Here is a 21,329-nt window from a genome sequence, read left to right on the forward strand (position 1 = left end):
AGGCCATTATGGAACACATCACATTATCTTTACCTGCTAACCGCCTGCTCAATGGCAGAGCGCTGGCCGGGGTCGTTGGTTCCGGTGATATGGAAGTGCTGTACACCGCAACTGAAGGCCAGACACTCAACATCGATATCACCACCTCACTGGATAACAGCGACGCTCGCTGGAAGGCGCTGTTTGACCGCCTGAACTTAATTAACGGCCTGCCCGCCGGAGAGCTGATTATTCACGATTTCGGCGCGACACCCGGCGTAGCGCGTATCCGTATTGAACAGGTTTTTGAAGAGGTGAGCCATGCGTAACGATGCCAGTTTTATTGAATTACGGGCCCGTGAACGCGCCCATGCGCTGCTGGATGCAGGCAGCTACCGCGAACTGCTTGATCCGTTTGAAGGCATTATGTCGCCATGGCTGGCCCCGCAGGGCGTGGTACCTCAGTCAGAAGACGGCATGGTGGTCGCGCGCGGCACCCTGAACGGTCAGCCTGCCGTGGTGGTTGCCATCGAAGGCACCTTCCAGGGCGGCAGCATGGGCGAAGTCTCCGGGGCGAAGATGGCGGCAGCGCTGGAGCTGGCGGCGGAAGACAATCGCAACGGCATTCCGACTCAGGCGGTGCTTTGCCTGGAGACCGGTGGCGTGCGCTTACAGGAAGCGAATCTCGGCCTGGCGGCGATTGCGGATATTCACGCAGCGATTGTCGATCTGCGTCGCTACACCCCGGTTATCGGCATCATCAGCGGCACCGTTGGCTGCTTCGGCGGAATGTCTATCGCTGCCGCGCTGTGCAGCTACCTGATTGTCACGCGCGAAGCCCGTCTGGGGCTGAACGGTCCGCAGGTGATCGAGCAGGAAGCAGGCATTGAAGAGTATGACTCGCGCGATCGCCCGTTTATCTGGAGCATGACCGGCGGCGAAATCCGCTACGCCAGCGGCCTGGTCGATGCACTGGTGAGTGACGGCATCAACGCGGTGAAAACCGCCATGAATGAGTTCATTGCTAAAGGCGTTCCGGCCCGGAACCGCAGCGATAACTATGCCGATTTCCTGTCACGTCTGTCGCAGTTTGATACCCGCCAGCAGGCGGATACCGCGCAGATTAAACAGCTTTTCGCCCGGGAGGAGAAATAATGACTCAGACAAGCAGCCGCGGTGCAACCTGGCTGGAAAAACTCGCACCCAATGCACAGCGTCTTAGCGGCCTGTGTGCCTCTGTTCAGGTGGCTGACGGCCAGCTCAATGGCGAAAACGTCCGCTTTATCGCCGTCGTGCCCGATGCACAGAACCACTATCCGCGCGCCGCGCAGGGTGAAGTCGGTCTGCTGGAAGGCTGGACGCTGGCGAAAGTGGTGAATGAAACACGGGAAGCAGACAAAAACAGTGCCGTGAAACGCCCGATTGTGGCGGTGATCGATGTGCCAAGTCAGGCCTATGGCCGCCGCGAAGAGGCATTTGGTATTCATCAGGCGCTGGCAGGTGCGGCGGGTGCCTATGCCAACGCACGCCTTGATGGTCATCCGGTGATAGGCCTGATTGTCGGCAAAGCGATGTCCGGTGCGTTTCTGGCACACGGCTATCAGGCTAACCGACTGATTGCGCTTAACGATCAGGGTGTGCTGGTGCATGCCATGGGCAAAGCATCGGCGGCGCGTATTACGCTGCGTTCCGTGGAAGCGCTGGAAAAACTGGCTGCGACCATTCCACCGATGGCTTACGACGTAAATAACTTCGCCACGCTGGGCCTGCTCTCCGATCTGCTGAACGTGGGCAATCCTGATGCGCCGTCTGACGCTGATGTGGCGATGGTTGAGATTGCGCTGCACAAGGCGATCAGCGACGCACGCCAGGATCCGAGCCTGAAAAGCCGCCTCGGTGCCTCCAATCGTCACAGCTCCTCCCTGGTTCGCGAACGTATGCGCGCGGCCTGGTAATTAACTAAAAAAAACCTGCCGAAACCGGTCTGACGGGGCGCATCGCTAATTGCGCCCCGGAGCAGTGGCCGTGTTCAGAATTATAAACATCGCTGTTTTTTAAAGAATTTTTCTTAAATACAGGTGATTTATGATTTATATAATTGTTCATGCCCTTGCTCCGATCTTTGTCATTATGCTGCTGGGTTTCTGGGCCGGTAAGGCCGGAATGGTCAACAACAAAGATGTCTCTCTGCTTAATATCTTCGTGATGGATTTTGCACTGCCCGCCGCGCTGTTCAGCGCCACAGTTCAGACACCGTGGCCAGGCATTGTGGCGCAGTGGCCGCTGATTGTGGTGATCACCGGTGCAATGTGGATTACCTATGGCACCGTCTATTTTCTTGCGACCAAAGTGTTCAAAAAGTCACCGCAGGATGCGGCCGTTCTGACGCTGACCGTGGCGCTGCCTAACTACGCCGCACTGGGACTGCCCATTCTGGCCAGCGTGCTGGGTGAAAATGCGGCCACCTCCCTCTCTGTCGCGGTGTCGATTGCCTGTGGTTCAGTGCTGCTCACCCCGCTGTGCCTGCTGATCCTGGAACGTGAAAAGGCGTTTGCCGCAGGTACCGAACACGGTTCAACGCTGAAAATGCTGCCGATCCTGATGTGGCGTTCAGTAAAAAAACCTATCGTGATGGGACCGTTGATTGGTGTGGTGCTGTCAGCGCTGGGCATTAAAATGCCGGATCTGGTGCTGGCCGCGATCAAACCGCTGGGCCTGGCTGCCACCGCGGCTGCATTGTTCCTGACGGGTGTCATCCTCTCTGCGCGTCAGCTGAAACTCAACGCCGTCGTCGGCGTCGGTACTGTGGCTAAGCTGCTGATTCAGCCCTTTATCGCCTGGGGTCTGGTTCTGGCGCTGGGGCTTAACGGTTCAGTGGCCATCACCGCTATCCTGATGATTGCGCTGTCGGCCGGTTTCTTCGGCGTGGTGTTCGGCAACCGCTTTGGCGTGCAGTCACCCGATGCTGAAGCCGTGCTGCTGTTAAGCTCAATTCTGTGTATTTTATCGTTACCGCTGTTCATCACGCTGACTTCAGGAATGTAATATGAGTGCACCGCGCCCCCACGATCTGCTCTGGCTGCGTCACAGTGACACGTTAGCCGCGGTTAAAGAGAGCTGGGTCAGCCCGTTCTGGCATCCCGATCTGCCGGTGGTGGTACGGCGCGACCACCGTGAATCCGGTCTGATTCCGGTGGGTGTGCGCGGTGAACGACGTGAGCAGCGCGCCGCCGGCTGGATTAGTCCAGCCGATATTGTCCGGATGGTGACGCCAGAGAGGCTGGCAGAACGGACATGGCTGCTGGATTCACCCTTTACCGCCTATGCGCCGGTTCGCGCGGCGATTGCGCTCAGCGAGACTCTCTGGCCCTGGCACTGGGGCATTACCGGCAGCACCGGTTATGCGCTGGCGACGCAGCGCCCTGTGCTGCACGCTGCCAGCGATCTTGATTTAGTGATCCGCGCCCCGCAGCCGCAGCCACGCGATGCGCTGCAACAGTGGCTGACGCAGACCGACGCACTGGACTGCCGTGTGGATACCCAGGTGGAAACGCCGTCTGGCGCGTTTGCGCTGAACGAGTGGCTGCGTGAGGGGCGCGTGCTGTTAAAAACCGATACCGGACCGATACTGACCGCTTCACCCTGGAGCAGGGAGAATCCATGAAAATACTCTTTACCTTTCCCGGCCAGGGCACCCAGCGTGCCGGGATGCTGCAGCATCTGCCCGACGGCGACGCGGTGTTAAACAGCGTGCGAGTGGTACTGGGCGACGAGACCGACCGGCTCGACAGCACTGAGGCGCTGCGCCATACCCGCGCCGTGCAGCTTAGTCTGCTGATTGCCGGCGTCGCCTGGGCGCGCGAGCTGATACGCTGTGGAGTGAAACCGGACATCGTCAGTGGTCTGTCGATTGGTGCATTTCCCGCTGCGGTGATCGCCGGTGCGCTCGATTTCAGCGATGCCCTGCGGCTGGTTGCGCTGCGCGGTGACCTGATGGAGCAGGCGTATCCGCAGGGATATGGCCTGACCGCCATCGCCGGCCTGACGCTGAATCGTCTTGAGAAGCTACTGGCTGGCAGCAATACCTACATCGCCAACCTGAATGCGGAAACGCAGATTGTGATTGCCGGTCGTGATGAGGATATGGCTGTCGTGGCGAAGAAGGCGCTGGATGCCGGTGCCAGTAAAGCGATTAAACTCGCGGTGAGCGTGCCGTCGCACTGCGCACTGCTGGATAAACCCGCCGCCGAACTGGCTCGCGCCTTTGAGTCCGTCACCCTCTCCCGCCCCGATTGCGCTTACCTCAGCGGCTCAACCGGACGGGTAATTTGGGAACCGGAGAAGATTGCTGACGATCTCGCCTTTAATATGGCGCGCACGGTGCAGTGGAATGATGCGATGGTTTCCGCTAATCAGCGCGATGCCCGACTGGCGATTGAGATGCCGCCTGGCAATGTTCTGACCGGCCTGACGCTGCAGGCGAACTGGCAGGGCGAAGCGATCTGTCTGGAGCGCAACAGCGTCGGGGTGGCGCAGCATCTGGCTAAACGGTTGAGTCAGTAAGGCTGCGGGCATACATCCGCCCTTCTGCCGCCAGCGCCAGCAGGTCATTATCCCGTTCGCGACGATGTGAGTAGACAATCGAGATCTGCTGACGCATCTGATAAGGCTCAGCGAGCGGCAGCAACTGAATGTTGTTTTCATACACCTTCTTCATTCGTCCCGGGATCAGCGCCAGGCCAATGCCCGCCTGCACCAGGCTTATCATTGAGAAGATGTCATTTACCTGGGTGACCATGCGCGGTTCAAATCCGGCTATCTGAAACGCCTCCCGCGAACCGGCATAGGTGGCAAATCCCTCAGCCAGTGAGACAAAATCACGGTTGGCAAAATCACGCAGATCCACCGGGCCGGTTCCCTCCTGCGTCTCTCCGGCCGGTGCAGCCAGAAAAATACTGTCCTCAAACAGCGGAATCACATCAAAATGCGCATCGCTGAGTTCACCGTCATCGGTGGCGATCAGAATCGCATCCAGCGCGTCATCTTCCAGCATATTCATGAGCATCTGATTGGAGCCCATGGTCAGATCAAGCTCCAGCGTGGGCCGGCGCAGTTTCATACCCATAATCAGCCGGGGGATGGTTTCAAGCGTCAGCGAGTAGAGCGTGCCAAGCCGCAGACGACCTACGCCGATGCCCGCCACCTTGCGCGCCTCTTCAATACCTTTGCCCATCAGGGTAGTTACGTCGCGACAGTAGTCCAGCAGCGTCCAGGCGGCAGGCAACGGCACCAGGTTACGGCCTTTGTGGATGAACAGCGGGCAGTCGATGCCCTCTTCCAGCGTGTGCAGCGCGCGATGCACGCTGACGCTGCTTAGCGCCAGCGATTCCGCCGTGCGGGCGATATTCCCTTTGCTCATAAACATCATAAAGACGCTGAGCTTGCGAAAGGTAATTTCCTGATTGATGTTGTCACTCATGGGCCGCGGTTGCCTGTCGGGTCGTTTTGCTTTCCCGCATAGTAGCGATTCTCAGCCAGGGTGTAATGATCTGGCTCGCTCTGCGGGCAGATACCGGCACAGAAATCATAAGACGCTGAACCCTATGAAAAAGTGCGCGGGATGGCGGGAGGGTCAGAAGAGAAGATGGCAATGTGGCGGCCGGTTACCCGGCCGCAAAGAGCGTCAGAAAGGCGTACTGCCCGACCCTACAGCCTTATTGGTGTGATGTTCCAGATCTCATCGGCGTACTCCTGAATGGTACGGTCCGACGAGAAGTAGCCCATGCCGGCGATATTTTTCGCTGCGCGGCGCTGCCACTCATCCGGTTTACGATAGAGCGCATCCACCTTATCCTGGGTATCCACATAGCTGCGATAATCCGCCAGTAACTGGTAGTGATCGCCGAAGTTAACCAGAGAATCGAACAGATTGCGGTAGCGACCCGGATCCTGCGGGCTGAATACACCAGAGGCAATCTGAGTCAGCACCTGATGCAGCTCTTCGTCCTTTTCGTAATAGTCACGCGGGTTATAGCCGCCCTTACGCAGCGCTTCGACCTGCGGCGTGGTATTACCAAAGATAAAGATGTTCTCTTCCCCGACGTGATCCAGCATCTCAACGTTGGCGCCATCCAGCGTACCGATCGTCAGCGCACCGTTCAGCGCAAACTTCATGTTACTGGTGCCGGACGCTTCCGTCCCTGCGGTCGAGATCTGCTCAGAGAGATCGGCCGCCGGTATAATGATCTGTGCCAGACTCACGCTATAGTTCGGGATGAACACCACCTTCAGTTTGTTCTTCACCTGCGGATCGTTGTTGATCACATTCGCGACATCGTTGATCAGATGAATGATGTGCTTGGCGACGTAATAGGCCGACGCCGCTTTACCGGCAAAGATATTCACGCGCGGCACCCAATCCGCCTGCGGATCGGCTTTGATGCGATTGTAACGGGTGATCACATGCAGCACGTTGAGCAGCTGGCGTTTGTACTCGTGAATACGCTTGATCTGTACATCAAACAGCGCGTTCGGGTCGAGCACCACATCCAGATTCTTCGCTACCCAGTCGGCCAGCCGACGCTTGTTCTGATGCTTGGCAACTGCGACTTTTTCAATAAACGCCGGATAGTCGATCTGGGCTTTCAGCTCATCCAGCTGGCTGAGATCGGTACGCCAGTTGCGACCAATCTCCTCATCCAGCACCTCTGACAGCGCCGGGTTCGCCAGCGCCAGCCAGCGACGTGGAGTGACGCCGTTGGTTTTGTTGCAGAAGCGGCCCGGGAACAGACGGGAGAAGTCGGCAAACAGTGACTGCACCATTAAATTGGAGTGCAGCTCTGACACGCCATTCACTTTATGACTGACGACGACGGCCAGCCAGCCCATGCGTATCCGGCGTCCATCGTTTTCGTCGATGATCGAAATGCGCGACAGCAGATCCAGGTCATCAGGATAGTGATCCTGAATCGTCTTGAGGAAGAAGTCGTTAATCTCGAAAATGATGCTGAGGTGGCGCGGCAGGATCTTACCGATCATATCGACCGGCCAGGTCTCGAGCGCTTCGGTCATCAGCGTATGGTTGGTATAGGAGAAGACCTGACAGCAGACGTCAAAAGCGCTGTCCCAGCTGAATTTATGTTCGTCGATCAGCAGGCGCATCAGTTCGGGGATCGCCAGCACCGGATGGGTATCATTCAGGTGAATGGCGATCTTGTCCGCCAGGTTGTCCCAGGTCTGGTGCATCCGCCAGTGGCGATTCAGGATGTCCTGCACGGTCGCGGAGACCAGGAAATATTCCTGACGCAGACGCAGCTCACGGCCTGAATAGGTGGAGTCATCCGGGTAGAGCACGCGCGACACGTTTTCAGAGTGGTTTTTATCTTCCACCGCCGCAAAATAGTCACCCTGGTTGAACTTGCCGAGGTTGATTTCGTTGCTGGCCTGCGCCCCCCACAGTCTCAGGGTATTGGTGGCATCAGTGTCGAAGCCCGGAATGATCTGGTCATAGGCCATCGCCAGGATCTCTTCGGTCTCCAGCCAGCGCACCTTCGTGCCTTCATGCTGAACGCGACCGCCAAATCGTACTTTGTAACGGGTATTGAAACGCTGGAATTCCCACGGATTACCATATTCGAGCCAGTAATCCGGCGACTCTTTCTGCTCACCTTCCACGATGTTCTGTTTGAACATGCCGTAATCATAGCGAATGCCATAACCGCGGCCCGGCATGCCCAGCGTTGCCAGTGAATCGAGGAAACAGGCCGCCAGGCGACCCAGACCACCGTTGCCCAGCCCCGGATCGTTCTCCTCTTCCATCAGCTCGGCCAGATCCAGACCCATCTCATCCAGCGCCTGGTTGAGATCGTCATAGATCCCCATCGCCAGCAGCGCATTTCCTAACGTGCGGCCCATCAGGAACTCCATCGACAGGTAATAGACCTGGCGGACATCCTGAGAGAGCTGGGCACGGCTGGAACGCAGCCAGCGCTCCACCATCCGGTCTCGCACTGCCAGCAGCGAGGCGTTGAGCCACTCGTGCTTGTTGGCGATCGAGGGATCTTTGCCGATAGTGAACATCAGTTTGTAGGCAATCGAATGCTTTAAGGCATCAACCGTCAACGTTGGTGAGGCGTAAGTGAAAGGTGCATTCATATCCAGTTTTCCCAATCCGTTACATCAAACGTTGGTAGAGATCACGGTAGGCTTGTGCGGCCACCTGCCAGCTAAAGTCCATGCCCATCGCCTGACGCTGAACGTAACGCCACAGTGAAGGACGGGACCACAACACAAACGCGCGCCGGATGGCCCGCAACAGCGACCAGGCGTTGGCATCTTCAAAGCTGAAGCCACTGGCGATACCGTCGGCAAGGTTCTCCAGAGAGCTGTCATTGACGGTATCTGCCAGCCCGCCGGTGCGGCGCACTAACGGCAACGTACCATACTTCAGGCCATAAAGTTGAGTCAGGCCGCAGGGCTCAAAGCGACTCGGCACCACGATCACATCCGCGCCACCGACAATGCGGTGGGAGAACGCTTCGTGATAGCCAATCTGCACACCCACACTGCCCGGATGCTCCGCTGCTGCCGCCAGGAATCCCTGTTGCAGCTCGGCATCACCCTGTCCCAGCAGCACCAGCTGTCCGCCCTGCGCCAGCAGGCCAGGCAGCGCCTCAAGCACCAAATCCAGGCCTTTCTGTTTAGTCAGTCGGCTGATCACGCAGAATACCGGCGCTTTATCATCCACCTTCAGCCCCATCGCCACCTGCAACTGCCGTTTGTTTTCCGCTTTCGCTTCCAGCGTGTCGCGGTTATAGCGCGCACTCAGCAGCAGGTCGTGCGCCGGGTCCCAGATAGAGGGATCGACGCCATTAAGGATCCCGCTAAGACGGCCTTCCAGCATCCGCTGCGCCAGCAGGCTTTCCATGCCATAAGCATATTCGGCAGAGGTAATTTCATGCGCGTAAGTCGGGCTCACCGCCGTAATGTGGTCAGCGTAAAAGAGTCCCGCTTTCAGGAAGGAGATCTGACCGAAGAACTCCAGCCCATGCATGTTAAAGAACGACCACGGCAGGCCAATCTCATCCATGTGATGCGCCATGAACAGCCCCTGGTACGCCAGGTTGTGTACGGTGAAGACGGATTTAGCCGGACGACCACGCGCTTCCAGATAGGCGCAGGTCAGGCCAGCATGCCAGTCATGCGCATGCACAATCTCGGGACGCCACATAGAGTCCATGCCGCACGCCAGTTCACAGCCGACCCAGCCCAGCAGCGCAAAGCGCAGATAGTTGTCAACATACGCAAACTGCGACTCGTCATGGTAGGGACTGCCGGGACGATCGTAGAGGCCAGGCGCATCAATTAAGTAGATGCCCACACCATTAAATTCACCAAATAGCAGACGTATATGACCGGCAAATGTCTCTCGCTCCGTCACTACCTGGAGATCGGGTATGCCTTTGCGCAATGCGGGAAAAGCGGGCAACAGTACCCGTGTATCCGTGCCGCCCGCAATCTGCGCCTGAGGTAATGCCCCGACTACATCAGCCAGTCCGCCCGTTTTCAGCAGCGGGAAAAGTTCTGAACAGACATGTAAAACCTGCATCCTCGACCTCATTAAGTTATCCGGCACGCTCCGCGTGCCGATTGCGTAAGTTCCGCTTATCGCTTACAGCCCCGCTTTGGCCAGCCTTGCCAGCATGGCGCGGGTGACCAGTACGATCCCTTCATCCGAACGGTGAAACCGGCGACTGTCTTCATCGGGGTTTTCGCCAATAACCATGCCTTCCGGCAGTTCGCAGGCGCGATCAATCACACAGCGACGCAGGCGACACGATCGGCCCACTACCACATCAGGCAGCAGTACGGTTGAATCAATATTACAAAACGAGTTAACGCGAACGCGTGGGAACAGCACGGAATTGACCACCACCGAACCGGAGATGATGCAGCCGCCCGAAACCAGCGAGTTCATGGTCATCCCGTGACTCCCGGAACGATCCTGAACAAATTTGGCCGGCGGCAGCGGCTCCATGTGCGTACGAATCGGCCAGGTGACGTCATACATATCAAGCTCAGGCATCACCGAGGCCAGGTCGAGATTGGCGCGCCAGTAGGCTTCCAGCGTTCCGACATCGCGCCAGTAAGGCGGCGCATTGTCATCGTTCTGGACACAGGAGAGCGCAAAGGAGTGCGCATAGCCTTCGCCGCTTGCCACGATTTTCGGCAGGATATCTTTGCCGAAATCATGGTTAGAGCCTGGCGTCTGCAGATCCTCCTCCAGCAGCTCATAGAGATAGTCCGCGTTAAACACGTAAATCCCCATGCTGGCGAGCGACTGCGTGTCATCACCTGGCATGGTGGGCGGTTTCGCGGGTTTCTCCACGAAGTCGATCACCATGTTCTCCTCATTCACCGCCATCACGCCAAACGCCGTGGCTTCATGCACCGGTACCGGTAAACAGGCGATGGTACATTTCGCCTCGTTTACCACGTGATCCAGCAGCATGCGTGAATAATCCATCTTATAAATGTGGTCCCCGGCAAGGATCACGATGTACTGCGCCTGATAGCGGCGAATCACATCAAGGTTTTGCGTCACGGCATCGGCCGTTCCGCGATACCACTGTTCGGTCGAAAAGCGCTGCTGCGCTGGCAGCAAATCGACAAACTCATTCATCTCTTCATTGAAGATCGACCAGCCACGCTGGATATGCTGAGTGAGGGTATGGGACTGATACTGCGTAATGACGCCAATCCGCCGGATACCGGAGTTGACGCAGTTGGAGAGGGCAAAGTCGATAATGCGGAACTTGCCGCCGAAATGCACCGCCGGTTTGGCACGTTTGGCCGTTAAATCGACCAGCCGCGTGCCGCGTCCGCCGGCAAGGATCAGAGCAACCGTCTGTGTAGGGAGCTGGCGGGCCAGCATCAGGTGTTCTGTTCTATCTAACTTAACCATGTCTGACTCCTTATGATTGCTTTTGGAACACGCACACACCGTGTGCGGGACCATGCCAGACAGTTAGCAGGATGGGGTTGTCGTCCCCGGCGAAAGGAGGAAGGGCACGCCATTCTCCGTCTGGTAACACGATGTCATTCACCGTATCCGTGGCGTTTATTGTTATTAACCAGCGGCCGGACAGCAGGATCTGCAATCTGTGCATCCCCTGTGCCCATTCATCGTGTTGCAGTGGCTGGCCACCGGCATTGAGCCACTGCACATTGCCGTCACCGTCCTGCCACCAGCGATCTGCGGTCAGCGCCGGAATGCGCTGCCGCAGAGCAATCAGTGCTGCGGTGAATCCGACTAATCCCTTCTCATCCGCCTGCCAGTCAAGCCAGCTCAGGGCGTTATCCTGACAGTAGGCGTTGTTGTTGCCACGCTGCGTATGGCCGCGCTCATCGCCGGCCAGCAGCATTGGCGTGCCCTGTGACAGCAGCAGCGTCGTTAGCAGTGCCCGTACGCTGCGACGGCGGCGTTCGATCACGTCAAAGCTGACGTTCAGCCCCTCTTTGCCGTGGTTGTGGCTGTAGTTATCACCGTGGCCATCACGGTTATCTTCCCCGTTCGCTTCGTTGTGTTTACGTTCGAAGCTCACCACATCCCACAGCGTAAAGCCGTCATGGGCGGTGATCAGGTTAACCGTGGCGTGTGGCGGCCGGTCATCATGCTGATAGAGATCGCTGGAGGCGGCAAAGCGGCGGACGAACTCACCATTGCTCAAGCCGCCATGCAGCCAGTAACGACGCGCGGTGTCGCGAAACTTATCGTTCCATTCGGCAAACGGTGGCGGAAAACGGCCAACCTGATAGCCGTCAGGGCCGATATCCCAGGGTTCTGCAATCAGCTTGACCTGAGAGAGCAGCGGACAGGCGCGTATCGCCTCAAAAAAGGGTGCATCACGCTGGTAATCGGGTGTGCGGCCCAGAACCGGCGCAAGGTCAAAGCGGAAGCCGTCGACATGGCAGACGCGTACCCAGTAGCGCAGCGCCTCTAAGGTCCACGCCATCACCTGCGGATGGTGGATATTCAGCGTGTTGCCGCAGCCGGTCCAGTTCTGATAACCGCCCTGCTCATCGAGCCAGTAGTAGCTGGCATTGTCGATACCGCGCATTGAGATCGTCGGGCCAATCTCATCCAGTTCAGCAGTATGGTTAAACACCACATCCAGCAGTACTTCAATACCCGCGGCGTGCAGGCTCTTGACCGCCTGCTGAAACTCCTGCAATGGCGTCACACCCGGCTGACCGGAGGCGTAACGGGGATCCACCGCCCAGAGCGCAAAGGGGTTATAGCCCCAGTAGTTACTCAGGCCGAGCTGCAGCAGTCGCGGTTCGCTGGCGAAGTGGGCCACCGGCAGCAGCTCAAGGGTGGTAATTCCCAGCTTGCGCAGGTAATCCACCATAACAGGATGACCCAGCGCCGCGTAAGTCCCACGCAGCGTTTCCGGAATTTCCGGATGCTGCTGCGTCAGGCCGCGCACATGGGCCTCATAAATTACCGTGTTGCCCCAGGCCGTACGTGGCGCGACATCGCCCTGCCAGTCAAAATCTTCGGCTACCACCACACATTTAGGCGCAATCGCGGCGTTGTCATGCGGATCGGGCTGCGCTTCGCCACCCTGAAACAGCGGGTCATCCGGAACATCGCCTTCCACCGCGCGGGCGCAGGGGTCAACCAGCAGCTTTGCCGGGTTAAAGCGATGTCCCCGCTGCGGCGACCAGAGGCCATGCACCCGGTAGCCGTAGCGCTGTCCCGGTTTTAACGCCGGAACATAACCGTGCCAGATATCCCCACTGCGGCCAGGCAGGTCAAAACGCTGTTCTGCACCCTGTTCATCAAACAGGCAGAGCTCTACGCGCTCCGCATGCTGTGAGAACAGAGTGAAGTTAACGCCTTTGCCATCGTAACTGGCACCCAGCGGTTCGGGATCGCCGGCAGTCATGGTCATTCAGCCTCCCGCACCAGCCAGACTGTTGCCAGCGGCGGCAGATCAAGACTCAGCGACTGCGGTCGTCCGTGGCTCTCCTGCTCATCGGTATGCACCCGATGAATACGCACGTCACTGCCGTGATACTCATGCTGATCTGTGTTCAGTACTTCGCGCCAGTAGCCAGGCTGATTAACGCCAAAGCGATAGCCCGGACGCGGCACCGGGGTAAAGTTACTGACGACGATTACTTCGTTTCCTTCACGGTCGCGGCGGACGAAGGCGAAGACGGAGTGTTCCGCATCGTTCACCACCAGCCACTCAAAGCCTGCCGGATCAAAGTCCAGCTGATGCAGCGGCGTGTAGTGCTGATAGGTATGGTTGAGGTCGCGCACCAGACGCTGCACGCCGTGATGCCAGTTATCGCCGCCTTCCAGCAGATGCCAGTCCAGGCTGACGTCGTGGTTCCACTCGCGGCCCTGAGCAAATTCGTTGCCCATGAACAGCAGTTTCTTGCCGGGGAAGCCCCACATCCAGCCGTAGTAGGCACGCAGGTTGGCGAACTTCTGCCAGGCGTCGCCCGGCATACGATCGAGAATCGAGCGCTTACCGTGCACCACTTCGTCATGCGACAACGGCAGCACAAAGTTTTCAGTGTAGTTGTACATCATGCCGAAGCTCATCAGGTTGTGATGGTGCTTGCGGTAGATGGGATCGACCTGCATGTAGTCAAGCGTGTCGTGCATCCAGCCCAGGTTCCATTTGAACCAGAAGCCCAGCCCGCCACCTTCGGTCGGACGCGTCACGCCAGGATAGTCGGTTGACTCTTCAGCCATGGTTACCGACCCGGACGCCACAGTGCCGAGCGTGCGGTTGGTGTAACGCAGAAATTCGATCGCTTCCAGGTTCTCACGGCCCCCGAACTGATTTGGTACCCACTCTCCTTCGTTGCGACTGTAATCGCGGTAAATCATGGAGGCGACAGCATCCACGCGCAGGCCATCGATGCCAAAGCGTTCGGTCCAGTAGAGCGCATTGCCCGACAGGTAGTTGCTCACTTCCCGGCGACCAAAGTTGTAGATCAGGGTGTTCCAGTCCTGGTGGAAGCCTTCTCGCGGGTCGCTGTGCTCATAGAGCTGCGTGCCGTCGAAGCGCGCCAGACCGAAATCATCGCTAGGGAAATGACCCGGCACCCAGTCGAGCAGCACGTTGAGGCCCGCTTCATGGGCGGCGTCAATAAAGGCGCGGAACTCATCACGGGTTCCAAAACGGCGGGTCGGCGCATACATGCCCAGTGGCTGATAGCCCCAGCTACCATCAAACGGATGCTCGTTGATCGGCAGCAGTTCGATATGGGTAAAGCCCATCTCTTTAACGTAAGGCACCAGCTGTTCAGCCAGCTCTTTGTAGCTCAGCCAGAAGTTGTTGTCGGTGTGACGACGCCAGGAGCCCAGGTGCACTTCATAGATGGAGATGGGCGCGTCAAAACCGTTGGCGGCTTTGCGCTCCTCTTTCATCTCAACCGGCTCTGGCAGGCCACAGATCATCGACGCAGTTTGCGGGCGCATCTGCGCTTCAAAGGCGTAAGGATCCGCTTTGATACGCAGTTCACCATTGGCATCGATAATTTCATATTTGTAGAGCTGACCGTTGACCGCACCCGGTACAAACAGCTCCCAGATGCCCAGCTCCTGACGCAGGCGCATCGGATGACGGCGGCCATCCCAGAAGTTGAAGTCACCAACCACTGAGACGCGACGGGCGTTGGGTGCCCAGACGCAGAAGCGGGTCCCGAAGACGCCATCGATGACATCGCCATGCGCGCCCAGCGTTTCGTAAGGACGCAGGTGTGTTCCTTCCGCCAGCAGCCACAGATCCATCTCCTGCAGCAGCGGGCCAAAGCGGTAGGCATCATCGACCAGATTTTGCTGGCCGTGCCAGTTCACCGCCAGCTGGTAGCGGAAATGATTTTTACGGCGTGGAATGACGCCACTGAAGAAGCCGCGTGCATCCTCGCACACCAGCTGAGCCAGTTTACGTCCGGTGGAGGTTTCAATGACCCACACTTCGAGCGCTTCGGGGAGCAATGCCCTGACTTCCAGGCCTTGCTGAGTTCGGTGCATCCCTAGTAACGAAAAAGGGTCGGCATAATTACCCGCAAACAGGGCATTGATCGCATCGCGATCGGGAAGCTCTGACATGACTTTCTTCCTGTGATAATTGGCAGCCGAAATGAACGCAACATAGCCTGTCGCGCTTCACCTGCGCTGCTCTTCATTGAGCCATACGTACAACGACAAAGAAGTCAGGCCATTCCGTGGGAAAATTTTTTTGCCGTGTACCACAACCATTTAGTCCGGAAAGCACAAGAGTGACCTGTGGCACATCATGGTTAAATCATAGCTTGGTCGCGGCAGTTGCCATGGACTTAAGCAAAATATTCTTTAGCGATCGGCAAAAAAGGGAAGCTGATCACTTAGTAAGCGAAACGGCAGATTGTTTCGTGTACGAAAGGGACAAAAAAGGCCGGACAAATCCGCAGATTAGTGTCATTTATGCTGCCCGGCGTGTCCGGATGAAAGACGCTGCATTTTTCACCGGACTGGAACAGCGTCTCTGCCGCCGGGCAATGTCAGACACCCGCGTGATGAGCGCAGACGGCGATGGAGAAAAGCTACCTGATAACGCGTTGTAAAGCGATGGTTAACAGCATGTTTCTAATCGACTCAGAGATAAGAGCATATAATGGCTAATATACAGGGCACCTGTACTTCATCCTGCTCAGCATCTTCGTGCTGCCTGCTCTGTATCACAGGCAGAGTAACATTGTCGTTATGGCTCAACGCCCTGACTGCACAGGCACTCTGTAAGGATGCAAAAAGAATGGGTTATCAAAAAACAGGTTAAGCACGCTACATAGCCAGACGCCAGCCATCAATGGCCATACAGGTCATGAAGTACAGAGCGGTATGTTGCTTAAAACGCAATAACACCATCCCAGGCCAGTCAGCAAAAAAGCCCGCAACCATCAATGATGATTACGGGCTTTCATATAGCCATCCGATCCTTTTTGTCTTATCCGATCGGCATGACTCAGGCGATATTTGCTGACTAGTTGGTCAGCAACCGCAGCATGCGACGCAGCGGTTCGGCTGCGCCCCATAACAGTTGGTCGCCTACCGTGAAGGCGGAAAGGTACTCCGGCCCCATGTTCAGTTTACGCAGACGGCCAACCGGCGTGGTCAGCGTGCCGGTCACGGCGGCAGGCGTCAGTTCACGCATCGTCAGCTCGCGATCATTTGGCACCACTTTGACCCACTCATTGTGAGAGGCCAGCAGTTGCTCAATTTCAGCCAGCGGCAGGTCGCGTTTCAGCTTCAGCGTAAACGCCTGGCTGTGGCAGCGCAGCGCGCCGACGCGTACGCATAATCCATCAACCGGGATAACCTTCGAAGTAGCGAGGATCTTGTTGGTCTCCGCCTGGCCTTTCCACTCTTCGCGGCTCTGACCGTTTTCCAGCTGCTTGTCGATCCAAGGAATCAGGCTGCCCGCCAGCGGTACGCCGAAGTTATCGGTTGGTAAGGTGCCGGAACGGGTGAAATCGGTCACGCTACGCTCAATGTCGAGGATGGCGGAAGCCGGGTTCTGCAGCGCAGGCGCAACGTGATCGTGCAGCATGCCCATCTGGGTCAGCAGTTCGCGCATGTGGCGCGCGCCGCCGCCAGAGGCTGCCTGATAGGTGGCAACCGAGGCCCACTCCACCAGATCCTGCGCAAACAGGCCGCCCAGCGACATCAGCATCAGGCTGACGGTACAGTTTCCGCCGACAAAGGTTTTGATGCCACGGTCGATGCCCTGGCGAATCACAGCATGGTTGACCGGATCGAGAATGATGATGGCATCATCCTTCATGCGCAGCGTGGAGGCCGCATCAATCCAGTATCCCTGCCAGCCGCTGGCGCGCAGCTTTGGATAGACGTCACTGGTGTAGTCGCCGCCCTGGCAGGTGATAATGATATCCAGCGCGCGCAGCGCCTCAATATCAAACGCATCCTGCAGGGTGCCCTGCTGTTTGCCCGCAAACGCGGGTGCCGCCTGACCATGCTGCGACGTCGAGAAGAAGACCGGATTGATTGCATCAAAATCACGCTCTTCACTCATGCGGGACATCAGCACTGAGCCGACCATGCCGCGCCAACCAACAAAACCTACATTCTTCATGTCGTGTCCGTCTAAGGCAGTTACACCTGCTTTTCATTTCAGAGGAGAGAGCCGCGTGCTATTTTCACGCCGCTCTGCGTAATAATAGGATTTACCTGTGTGCTATCACTCTACAAAATGCAGGCCGGGTAGCAAGTGAATTAATTCGATTACGCTAACTTTTTCAGCAGCGTAACTAATAACTCCGCTTTTTCGCGAACAACATGGCGCAAAACCGATGACTGAAATGATTTCGGCAACAATATTATTGTTGTTAATTATGGATCCACTGGGCAATCTGCCGATTTTTATGTCGGTTTTAAAGCATCTGGAGCCGAAACGGCGGCGGGTTGTGCTAATCCGCGAAATGCTGATCGCGCTGATCATCATGCTGCTGTTCCTTTTTACCGGTGAACGCATCCTGGCGTTTTTGAATCTGCGCACCGAAACGGTGTCGATCTCCGGCGGGATCATCCTGTTTCTGATCGCCATCAAGATGATTTTTCCATCGGCCGAAAGCAGTAGTTCTGGCTTACCAGCGGGCGAAGAGCCGTTCCTGGTGCCACTGGCGATTCCACTGGTCGCTGGGCCATCGCTACTGGCCACTTTGATGCTGCTGTCGCATCAGTATCCGCATCAGATGTCGCATCTGGTGGGCGCGCTGCTGATCGCCTGGGGCGTAACGGTCGCTATTCTGCTGATGTCAGGTCTGTTCCTGCGTCTGCTGGGCGATAAGGGTGTGAATGCGCTGGAACGTCTGATGGGATTGATACTGATTATGCTGGCAACCCAGATGTTCCTGGACGGCATCCGGGCTTATCTGAAGTTATAAGCGTGCCTTTGTCCTTTTGAACTGACAAGCATGCAGCCGCATCAATTCAGCCTGTTTATCATAAAGTTACGACATTGAAATGAACAATAATATTAATATAATGTTGTAAAAAAGGAGATTTCTATGGCGGGTAGTATTGAAAATTATGCCGGGACAGGCGTCTTTATTATCGTTGAGCGGCTTTACAGCAGGGATGCACCGAACTGGCACGGTGTTGGCGCCTCCATGATGCAGATCCACAAAATGGTTTACCAACTTTATCATAAACAAGATGTTTATCTGGAAGGCACAAAGATCGAACCCGACAGCGCGACGGTCTGGCAACGTTTAAAAATCCTGTTTGGCGCGGATTTGGTACAGAAAAATGCAGCCGATAGCAGTACCTGCTTTTCCCTCGATTATGCAGGTTCCCGCTTTGTCACTACGCCTTTCTCAGGCGTCGACTCAAAAAAATCCCGGATTTTTTGACCAGAGAATATACCCTGCCTGGCCGAAACGTGCTGGCCTTTGGCAGCGATCCCTTCCCGCATGTCGGCCTTTATGGCCGTGCAGATGCACGCTTTGTGATGGCGGAGGGCGGTAAAGGTGACCCGACCGCCGCCGCGAAATACGATGCAAAAAGTAAACAGCTGGTGATGGTGGACCCCGGAAAAGAGCTGCCGCAGCTGATTCAGCGGCTGAAAACCCGGAGGGAAATGCAATGAGGTTGTTATTACCCTTTTTCTTCGGCGCGCTCTATCTGATAACAGGTTACTTCTCCCTTCAGGAAGTCCTGGAGTATGCCAGCAGCGGCCATTCAGGGGTGATCACAGATATGCGCAGTTATCTGGTTGCCCCGCTACTCTGCTCGTTACTCTGGCTACTGGTTTATCTGATAGCCTGGTGGGGTTTCAGAAAAATTGCCGCCCTGTCCGTGGCTAAAGAAACAGCCTTTCAGTCGCTATTTTTTCTGGCAAATATACTCTGTTTAGCTGGCCTGACCGTATTATCCGTCCCGGGCCAGAAAGCGGCGTTAAATGACGTGCAACTGATGCAAGTTGACGTCACTGATTTTGCCTGGGTTTACTTGCTTGCCGCCGCCATCACGCTGGTTTTTTTTGCTCTGATAAGAAGAAAATGGGCATGAACAGTCTGCCGCAGATTATCAAAAGCTGTCTGCTGCGCACGTTTAACTATGAAGGGCGTGAAGAAAGGACGAGCTATTTTATTTTCCTGCTGTTTCAGCTGGTCTGGTTCTGCAGTTATCTGCAATGGTTTACCGGGCCAGAGCATGAACCAGGCTTAATCGCGCTGCTGCTGTTTATTTTGCCTCTATTTTCCTGCGGGGTGAGAAGAATAAATGACGCTGGCTATTCACGCGGCGTCATTGTCCTTTTGGTAGTAGCACCTTATCTGCTGTTCCCTTTTTTACTCTTTCCCGGCTCGCGGAAAAAAAACTGACGGACAGATAGCCCGTCAGACTGGTCAGGAAAGCAGTTCGAAAGCAATCATTCCAACAACTGCACCTACGGTGCCGAGAATGGTCTCCATCAGCGTCCAGGTTTTCAGCGTTTCCGCTTCGCTGGCCCCGGTGAAGCGGCCAAACAGCCAGAACCCGGCATCGTTCACATGGCTGATAATAATCGAGCCACCGCCGATGCAGATCGACAGCGCCGCCAGTTGCGCACCGCTGTAATGCAGCGGTTCAATCACCGGCATGATTAGCCCGACGGTGGTCAGACAGGCGACCGTCGCCGACCCCTGAATCACCCGCACCGCGCCCGACAGAATAAAGCAGGCCAGCGCAATCGGCAGACCTGCACCGGTCAGCGCATTGCCCAGCACCGGCCCTACGCCTGAATCCACCAGCACCTGCTTGAATACGCCACCCGCTCCAATCACCAGCAGGATAATCCCGGCCGGTTGCAGCGCGCTGCCGCACACCTGCATCACCCGCTCTTTATCCATACCCTGACGGTAAGCCAGGCCATAAATCGCCACCAGCAGCGCCAGCAGAATGGCGGTGAAAGGATGGCCGATAAATTCCAGCCACTCGTACAGCGTGGTGCCTTCGGCTGTGAAGCGTGCGCCGATGGTTTTCAGGCCGACCAGCACCAGCGGGAACAGGATCAGTGAGAGGCTGAAGCCAAACGACGGCAGCTTGCTTTCATCAACATCCGGCTGATGATCTTCCGGCGGTGCGCTGAACGTGACGTGATTGCCAATGAAGTTGCCAAATAGCGGCCCGGCAATCAGCATGCCGGGGATCGCCGCACAGAGACCCAACAGGATCATCCAGCCGAAGTCCGCGTGCATCTGTGAAGCAAGCAGCATCGGAGCCGGTCCAGGCAGCAGGAACGCCGCCGCCGCGGCCACACCGGCAAACAGCGGGATCACCAGCTTCACCAGATTGCCCCCAGTTCGCCGCGCCACTGCAAACGCGATGCTGATCAACAGCACCACTGCCACCTCAAAGAAAAGCGGCAGCGCGCAGATCAGACCGGCAATGCCCATCGCATAATGGGCGCGGCTCTGACCAAAGGTTTTCAGCATCCGGATAGCGATCTGATCCACGGCGCCGGTTTCATGCAGGATTTTGCCGAACATCGCGCCCAGTGCGACCACAATGGCAAGGAAGCCGAGCGTGCCGCCCATCCCCTTCTGCATGGTTTCCGCGATTTTGTTCAGTGGCATGCCGGAGAAGAGTCCGGCACCGATGGAGACTAACATCAGCGCGACAAAGGCGTGCATACGGGCCTTCATCACCAGAAAAAGCAGCAGCAGGACGGAGCCTGCTGCGGTCAAAACGAGTGTTGCGGTATTCATCTCTAATCCTGGCTGATAGCGTCCTGGATAGTCGCAACCGTAGCCGCCACCACCTCGTCCAGTGAATGCGCGATATCCACGACCAGGACATCCGGCTCATCACTGCCCGGCTCTTCCAGTGTGGCAAACTGGGTGACCAGCATCTGCGGCTTGAAGAAGTGGCCTTTACGCGCCTTCAGGCGGGCTTCGATGGTATCGAAATCGCCTTTCAGGTAGACGAAACGCAGGTTATCGTTGCCCTGACGCAGAATGTCGCGATAACTTTTTTTCAGGGCTGAGCAGACAATGATGGAGATCGCCTGGGTACGCTGCATGGCAAACGCGGCATCATTCAGCGCCTGTAACCACGGCTGGCGATCGCTGTCATCCAGCGGATGACCATCGGCCATCTTAAGGATGTTGGCGCGCGGGTGGAGAAAATCACCGTCAAGAAAAGCGGTATTCAGCTGGTGAGAGACCTGGTTGGCGACAGCAGACTTTCCGCTGCCTGAAACGCCCATCAGGATAAAAACGTGATGCGACGGGGATTGCGTTGTCATTTTTCTGCTCCGGCAGGTGAGAATTTGCCAATGTTACCG

Annotated in this window: 21 protein-coding genes; 12 read left to right on the forward strand and 9 right to left on the reverse strand. The window is 56.8% G+C overall.

Features of this window, described 5'->3' with window-relative positions:
* Positions 1 to 8: 8 nt before the first annotated feature.
* The 6 genes from mdcC (at position 9) to mdcH (ending at position 4,542) form a co-directional block, all read left to right on the forward strand.
* On the forward strand, positions 9 to 308 hold the full coding sequence (gene mdcC, locus AC6I8C_RS17310; RefSeq protein ID WP_033734248.1) for a malonate decarboxylase acyl carrier protein: 300 nt from the start codon (positions 9 to 11) through the stop codon (positions 306 to 308).
* A complete protein-coding gene (locus AC6I8C_RS17315) occupies positions 301 to 1,134 on the forward strand; it encodes a biotin-independent malonate decarboxylase subunit beta (protein ID WP_497823135.1) in 834 nt (277 codons plus the stop codon). Before mdcC ends, AC6I8C_RS17315 begins: the two co-directional genes overlap by 8 nt.
* Complete coding sequence (gene mdcE / locus AC6I8C_RS17320) at positions 1,134 to 1,934, forward strand: biotin-independent malonate decarboxylase subunit gamma (protein WP_497823136.1); 801 nt, start codon at positions 1,134 to 1,136, stop codon at positions 1,932 to 1,934. The genes AC6I8C_RS17315 and mdcE overlap by 1 nt, the downstream gene beginning before the upstream one ends.
* A gap of 130 nt (positions 1,935 to 2,064) precedes the next feature.
* Positions 2,065 to 3,024: an AEC family transporter gene (locus AC6I8C_RS17325; protein ID WP_497823137.1), complete on the forward strand. Its 960-nt coding sequence runs from the start codon at positions 2,065 to 2,067 to the stop codon at positions 3,022 to 3,024.
* A 1-nt stretch (position 3,025) separates the two neighbouring features.
* Positions 3,026 to 3,643, forward strand: coding sequence for a malonate decarboxylase holo-ACP synthase (locus AC6I8C_RS17330; RefSeq protein WP_497823138.1), 618 nt, complete (start codon positions 3,026 to 3,028; stop codon positions 3,641 to 3,643).
* Entirely contained in the window at positions 3,640 to 4,542 is a 903-nt protein-coding gene (gene mdcH / locus AC6I8C_RS17335) for a malonate decarboxylase subunit epsilon (protein ID WP_497823139.1), read from the forward strand. Before AC6I8C_RS17330 ends, mdcH begins: the two co-directional genes overlap by 4 nt.
* Here mdcH and AC6I8C_RS17340 read toward each other — a convergent pair.
* The 6 genes from AC6I8C_RS17340 to glgB form a co-directional block, all read right to left on the reverse strand.
* Positions 4,523 to 5,458, reverse strand: coding sequence for a LysR family transcriptional regulator (locus AC6I8C_RS17340; RefSeq protein ID WP_497823140.1), 936 nt, complete (start codon positions 5,456 to 5,458; stop codon positions 4,523 to 4,525). The genes mdcH and AC6I8C_RS17340 overlap by 20 nt on opposite strands.
* Before the next feature lie 227 nt (positions 5,459 to 5,685).
* The gene (gene glgP / locus AC6I8C_RS17345) at positions 5,686 to 8,133 is read right to left on the reverse strand and encodes a glycogen phosphorylase (protein WP_497823141.1); all 2,448 of its coding nucleotides are present in this window, start codon (positions 8,131 to 8,133) and stop codon (positions 5,686 to 5,688) included.
* A gap of 19 nt (positions 8,134 to 8,152) precedes the next feature.
* On the reverse strand, positions 8,153 to 9,586 hold the full coding sequence (gene glgA / locus AC6I8C_RS17350) for a glycogen synthase GlgA (RefSeq protein WP_098052165.1): 1,434 nt from the start codon (positions 9,584 to 9,586) through the stop codon (positions 8,153 to 8,155).
* 63 nt (positions 9,587 to 9,649) lie between these two features.
* A complete protein-coding gene (glgC, locus tag AC6I8C_RS17355) occupies positions 9,650 to 10,942 on the reverse strand; it encodes a glucose-1-phosphate adenylyltransferase (RefSeq protein ID WP_497823142.1) in 1,293 nt (430 codons plus the stop codon).
* Between the two features lie 10 nt (positions 10,943 to 10,952).
* Entirely contained in the window at positions 10,953 to 12,935 is a 1,983-nt protein-coding gene (gene glgX, locus AC6I8C_RS17360) for a glycogen debranching protein GlgX (protein WP_497823143.1), read from the reverse strand.
* Positions 12,932 to 15,115, reverse strand: a complete 2,184-nt coding sequence (gene glgB, locus AC6I8C_RS17365) for a 1,4-alpha-glucan branching enzyme (RefSeq protein WP_497823144.1) — start codon at positions 15,113 to 15,115, stop codon at positions 12,932 to 12,934. The genes glgX and glgB overlap by 4 nt, the downstream gene beginning before the upstream one ends.
* 221 nt (positions 15,116 to 15,336) lie before the next feature.
* Between glgB and AC6I8C_RS17370 the strand changes: the two genes are divergently transcribed.
* Positions 15,337 to 15,609 (forward strand): hypothetical protein, encoded by a 273-nt coding sequence (locus tag AC6I8C_RS17370; RefSeq protein ID WP_497823145.1) that lies wholly within the window; start codon positions 15,337 to 15,339, stop codon positions 15,607 to 15,609.
* 416 nt (positions 15,610 to 16,025) lie between these two features.
* Here the strand turns inward: AC6I8C_RS17370 and asd are convergent, their stop codons facing one another.
* Positions 16,026 to 17,135 (reverse strand): aspartate-semialdehyde dehydrogenase, encoded by a 1,110-nt coding sequence (gene asd / locus AC6I8C_RS17375; RefSeq protein WP_013359322.1) that lies wholly within the window; start codon positions 17,133 to 17,135, stop codon positions 16,026 to 16,028.
* Positions 17,136 to 17,352: 217 nt separating this feature from the next.
* On the opposite strand from asd, the gene AC6I8C_RS17380 reads away from it, so the two are divergent.
* The 5 genes from AC6I8C_RS17380 (at position 17,353) to AC6I8C_RS17400 (ending at position 19,386) form a co-directional block, all read left to right on the forward strand.
* Complete coding sequence (locus AC6I8C_RS17380) at positions 17,353 to 17,946, forward strand: YhgN family NAAT transporter (protein ID WP_013359324.1); 594 nt, start codon at positions 17,353 to 17,355, stop codon at positions 17,944 to 17,946.
* Between the two features lie 123 nt (positions 17,947 to 18,069).
* Positions 18,070 to 18,414 carry a hypothetical protein gene (locus AC6I8C_RS17385; protein WP_315313580.1) on the forward strand — a complete coding sequence of 115 codons (345 nt, stop codon included), beginning with the start codon at positions 18,070 to 18,072 and terminating at the stop codon, positions 18,412 to 18,414.
* Complete coding sequence (locus tag AC6I8C_RS17390; protein WP_497823146.1) at positions 18,411 to 18,650, forward strand: hypothetical protein; 240 nt, start codon at positions 18,411 to 18,413, stop codon at positions 18,648 to 18,650. The genes AC6I8C_RS17385 and AC6I8C_RS17390 overlap by 4 nt, the downstream gene beginning before the upstream one ends.
* On the forward strand, positions 18,647 to 19,072 hold the full coding sequence (locus AC6I8C_RS17395; RefSeq protein WP_497823147.1) for a hypothetical protein: 426 nt from the start codon (positions 18,647 to 18,649) through the stop codon (positions 19,070 to 19,072). Before AC6I8C_RS17390 ends, AC6I8C_RS17395 begins: the two co-directional genes overlap by 4 nt.
* Positions 19,069 to 19,386: a DUF805 domain-containing protein gene (locus AC6I8C_RS17400; RefSeq protein ID WP_497823148.1), complete on the forward strand. Its 318-nt coding sequence runs from the start codon at positions 19,069 to 19,071 to the stop codon at positions 19,384 to 19,386. The genes AC6I8C_RS17395 and AC6I8C_RS17400 overlap by 4 nt, the downstream gene beginning before the upstream one ends.
* Positions 19,387 to 19,410: 24 nt before the next feature.
* On the opposite strand, the gene gntU is transcribed toward AC6I8C_RS17400, so the two are convergent.
* Positions 19,411 to 20,751, reverse strand: coding sequence for a gluconate transporter (gntU, locus tag AC6I8C_RS17405; RefSeq protein WP_370425832.1), 1,341 nt, complete (start codon positions 20,749 to 20,751; stop codon positions 19,411 to 19,413).
* A 2-nt stretch (positions 20,752 to 20,753) separates the two neighbouring features.
* The gene (gntK, locus tag AC6I8C_RS17410) at positions 20,754 to 21,290 is read right to left on the reverse strand and encodes a gluconokinase (RefSeq protein WP_033784195.1); all 537 of its coding nucleotides are present in this window, start codon (positions 21,288 to 21,290) and stop codon (positions 20,754 to 20,756) included.
* Positions 21,291 to 21,329 lie beyond the last annotated feature (39 nt).

The sequence above is a fragment of the Pantoea sp. X-Soil-YNGN-844 genome, assembly GCF_059730595.1.

Coding starts and splice junctions, on each gene's coding strand:
- mdcH (WP_497823139.1), top strand. CDS start 3,640: ATGAAAATACTCTTTACCTTTCCCGGCCAGGGCACCCAGCGTGCCGGG.
- glgX (WP_497823143.1), bottom strand. CDS start 12,935: ATGACCATGACTGCCGGCGATCCCGAACCGCTGGGTGCCAGTTACGAT.
- AC6I8C_RS17315 (WP_497823135.1), top strand. CDS start 301: ATGCGTAACGATGCCAGTTTTATTGAATTACGGGCCCGTGAACGCGCC.
- AC6I8C_RS17325 (WP_497823137.1), top strand. CDS start 2,065: ATGATTTATATAATTGTTCATGCCCTTGCTCCGATCTTTGTCATTATG.
- glgC (WP_497823142.1), bottom strand. CDS start 10,942: ATGGTTAAGTTAGATAGAACAGAACACCTGATGCTGGCCCGCCAGCTC.
- mdcC (WP_033734248.1), top strand. CDS start 9: ATGGAACACATCACATTATCTTTACCTGCTAACCGCCTGCTCAATGGC.
- glgB (WP_497823144.1), bottom strand. CDS start 15,115: ATGTCAGAGCTTCCCGATCGCGATGCGATCAATGCCCTGTTTGCGGGT.
- AC6I8C_RS17395 (WP_497823147.1), top strand. CDS start 18,647: ATGAGGTTGTTATTACCCTTTTTCTTCGGCGCGCTCTATCTGATAACA.
- gntU (WP_370425832.1), bottom strand. CDS start 20,751: ATGAATACCGCAACACTCGTTTTGACCGCAGCAGGCTCCGTCCTGCTG.
- asd (WP_013359322.1), bottom strand. CDS start 17,135: ATGAAGAATGTAGGTTTTGTTGGTTGGCGCGGCATGGTCGGCTCAGTG.
- mdcE (WP_497823136.1), top strand. CDS start 1,134: ATGACTCAGACAAGCAGCCGCGGTGCAACCTGGCTGGAAAAACTCGCA.
- glgA (WP_098052165.1), bottom strand. CDS start 9,586: ATGCAGGTTTTACATGTCTGTTCAGAACTTTTCCCGCTGCTGAAAACG.
- AC6I8C_RS17370 (WP_497823145.1), top strand. CDS start 15,337: ATGGACTTAAGCAAAATATTCTTTAGCGATCGGCAAAAAAGGGAAGCT.
- AC6I8C_RS17400 (WP_497823148.1), top strand. CDS start 19,069: ATGAACAGTCTGCCGCAGATTATCAAAAGCTGTCTGCTGCGCACGTTT.
- gntK (WP_033784195.1), bottom strand. CDS start 21,290: ATGACAACGCAATCCCCGTCGCATCACGTTTTTATCCTGATGGGCGTT.
- AC6I8C_RS17385 (WP_315313580.1), top strand. CDS start 18,070: ATGGCGGGTAGTATTGAAAATTATGCCGGGACAGGCGTCTTTATTATC.
- glgP (WP_497823141.1), bottom strand. CDS start 8,133: ATGAATGCACCTTTCACTTACGCCTCACCAACGTTGACGGTTGATGCC.
- AC6I8C_RS17340 (WP_497823140.1), bottom strand. CDS start 5,458: ATGAGTGACAACATCAATCAGGAAATTACCTTTCGCAAGCTCAGCGTC.
- AC6I8C_RS17380 (WP_013359324.1), top strand. CDS start 17,353: ATGACTGAAATGATTTCGGCAACAATATTATTGTTGTTAATTATGGAT.
- AC6I8C_RS17330 (WP_497823138.1), top strand. CDS start 3,026: ATGAGTGCACCGCGCCCCCACGATCTGCTCTGGCTGCGTCACAGTGAC.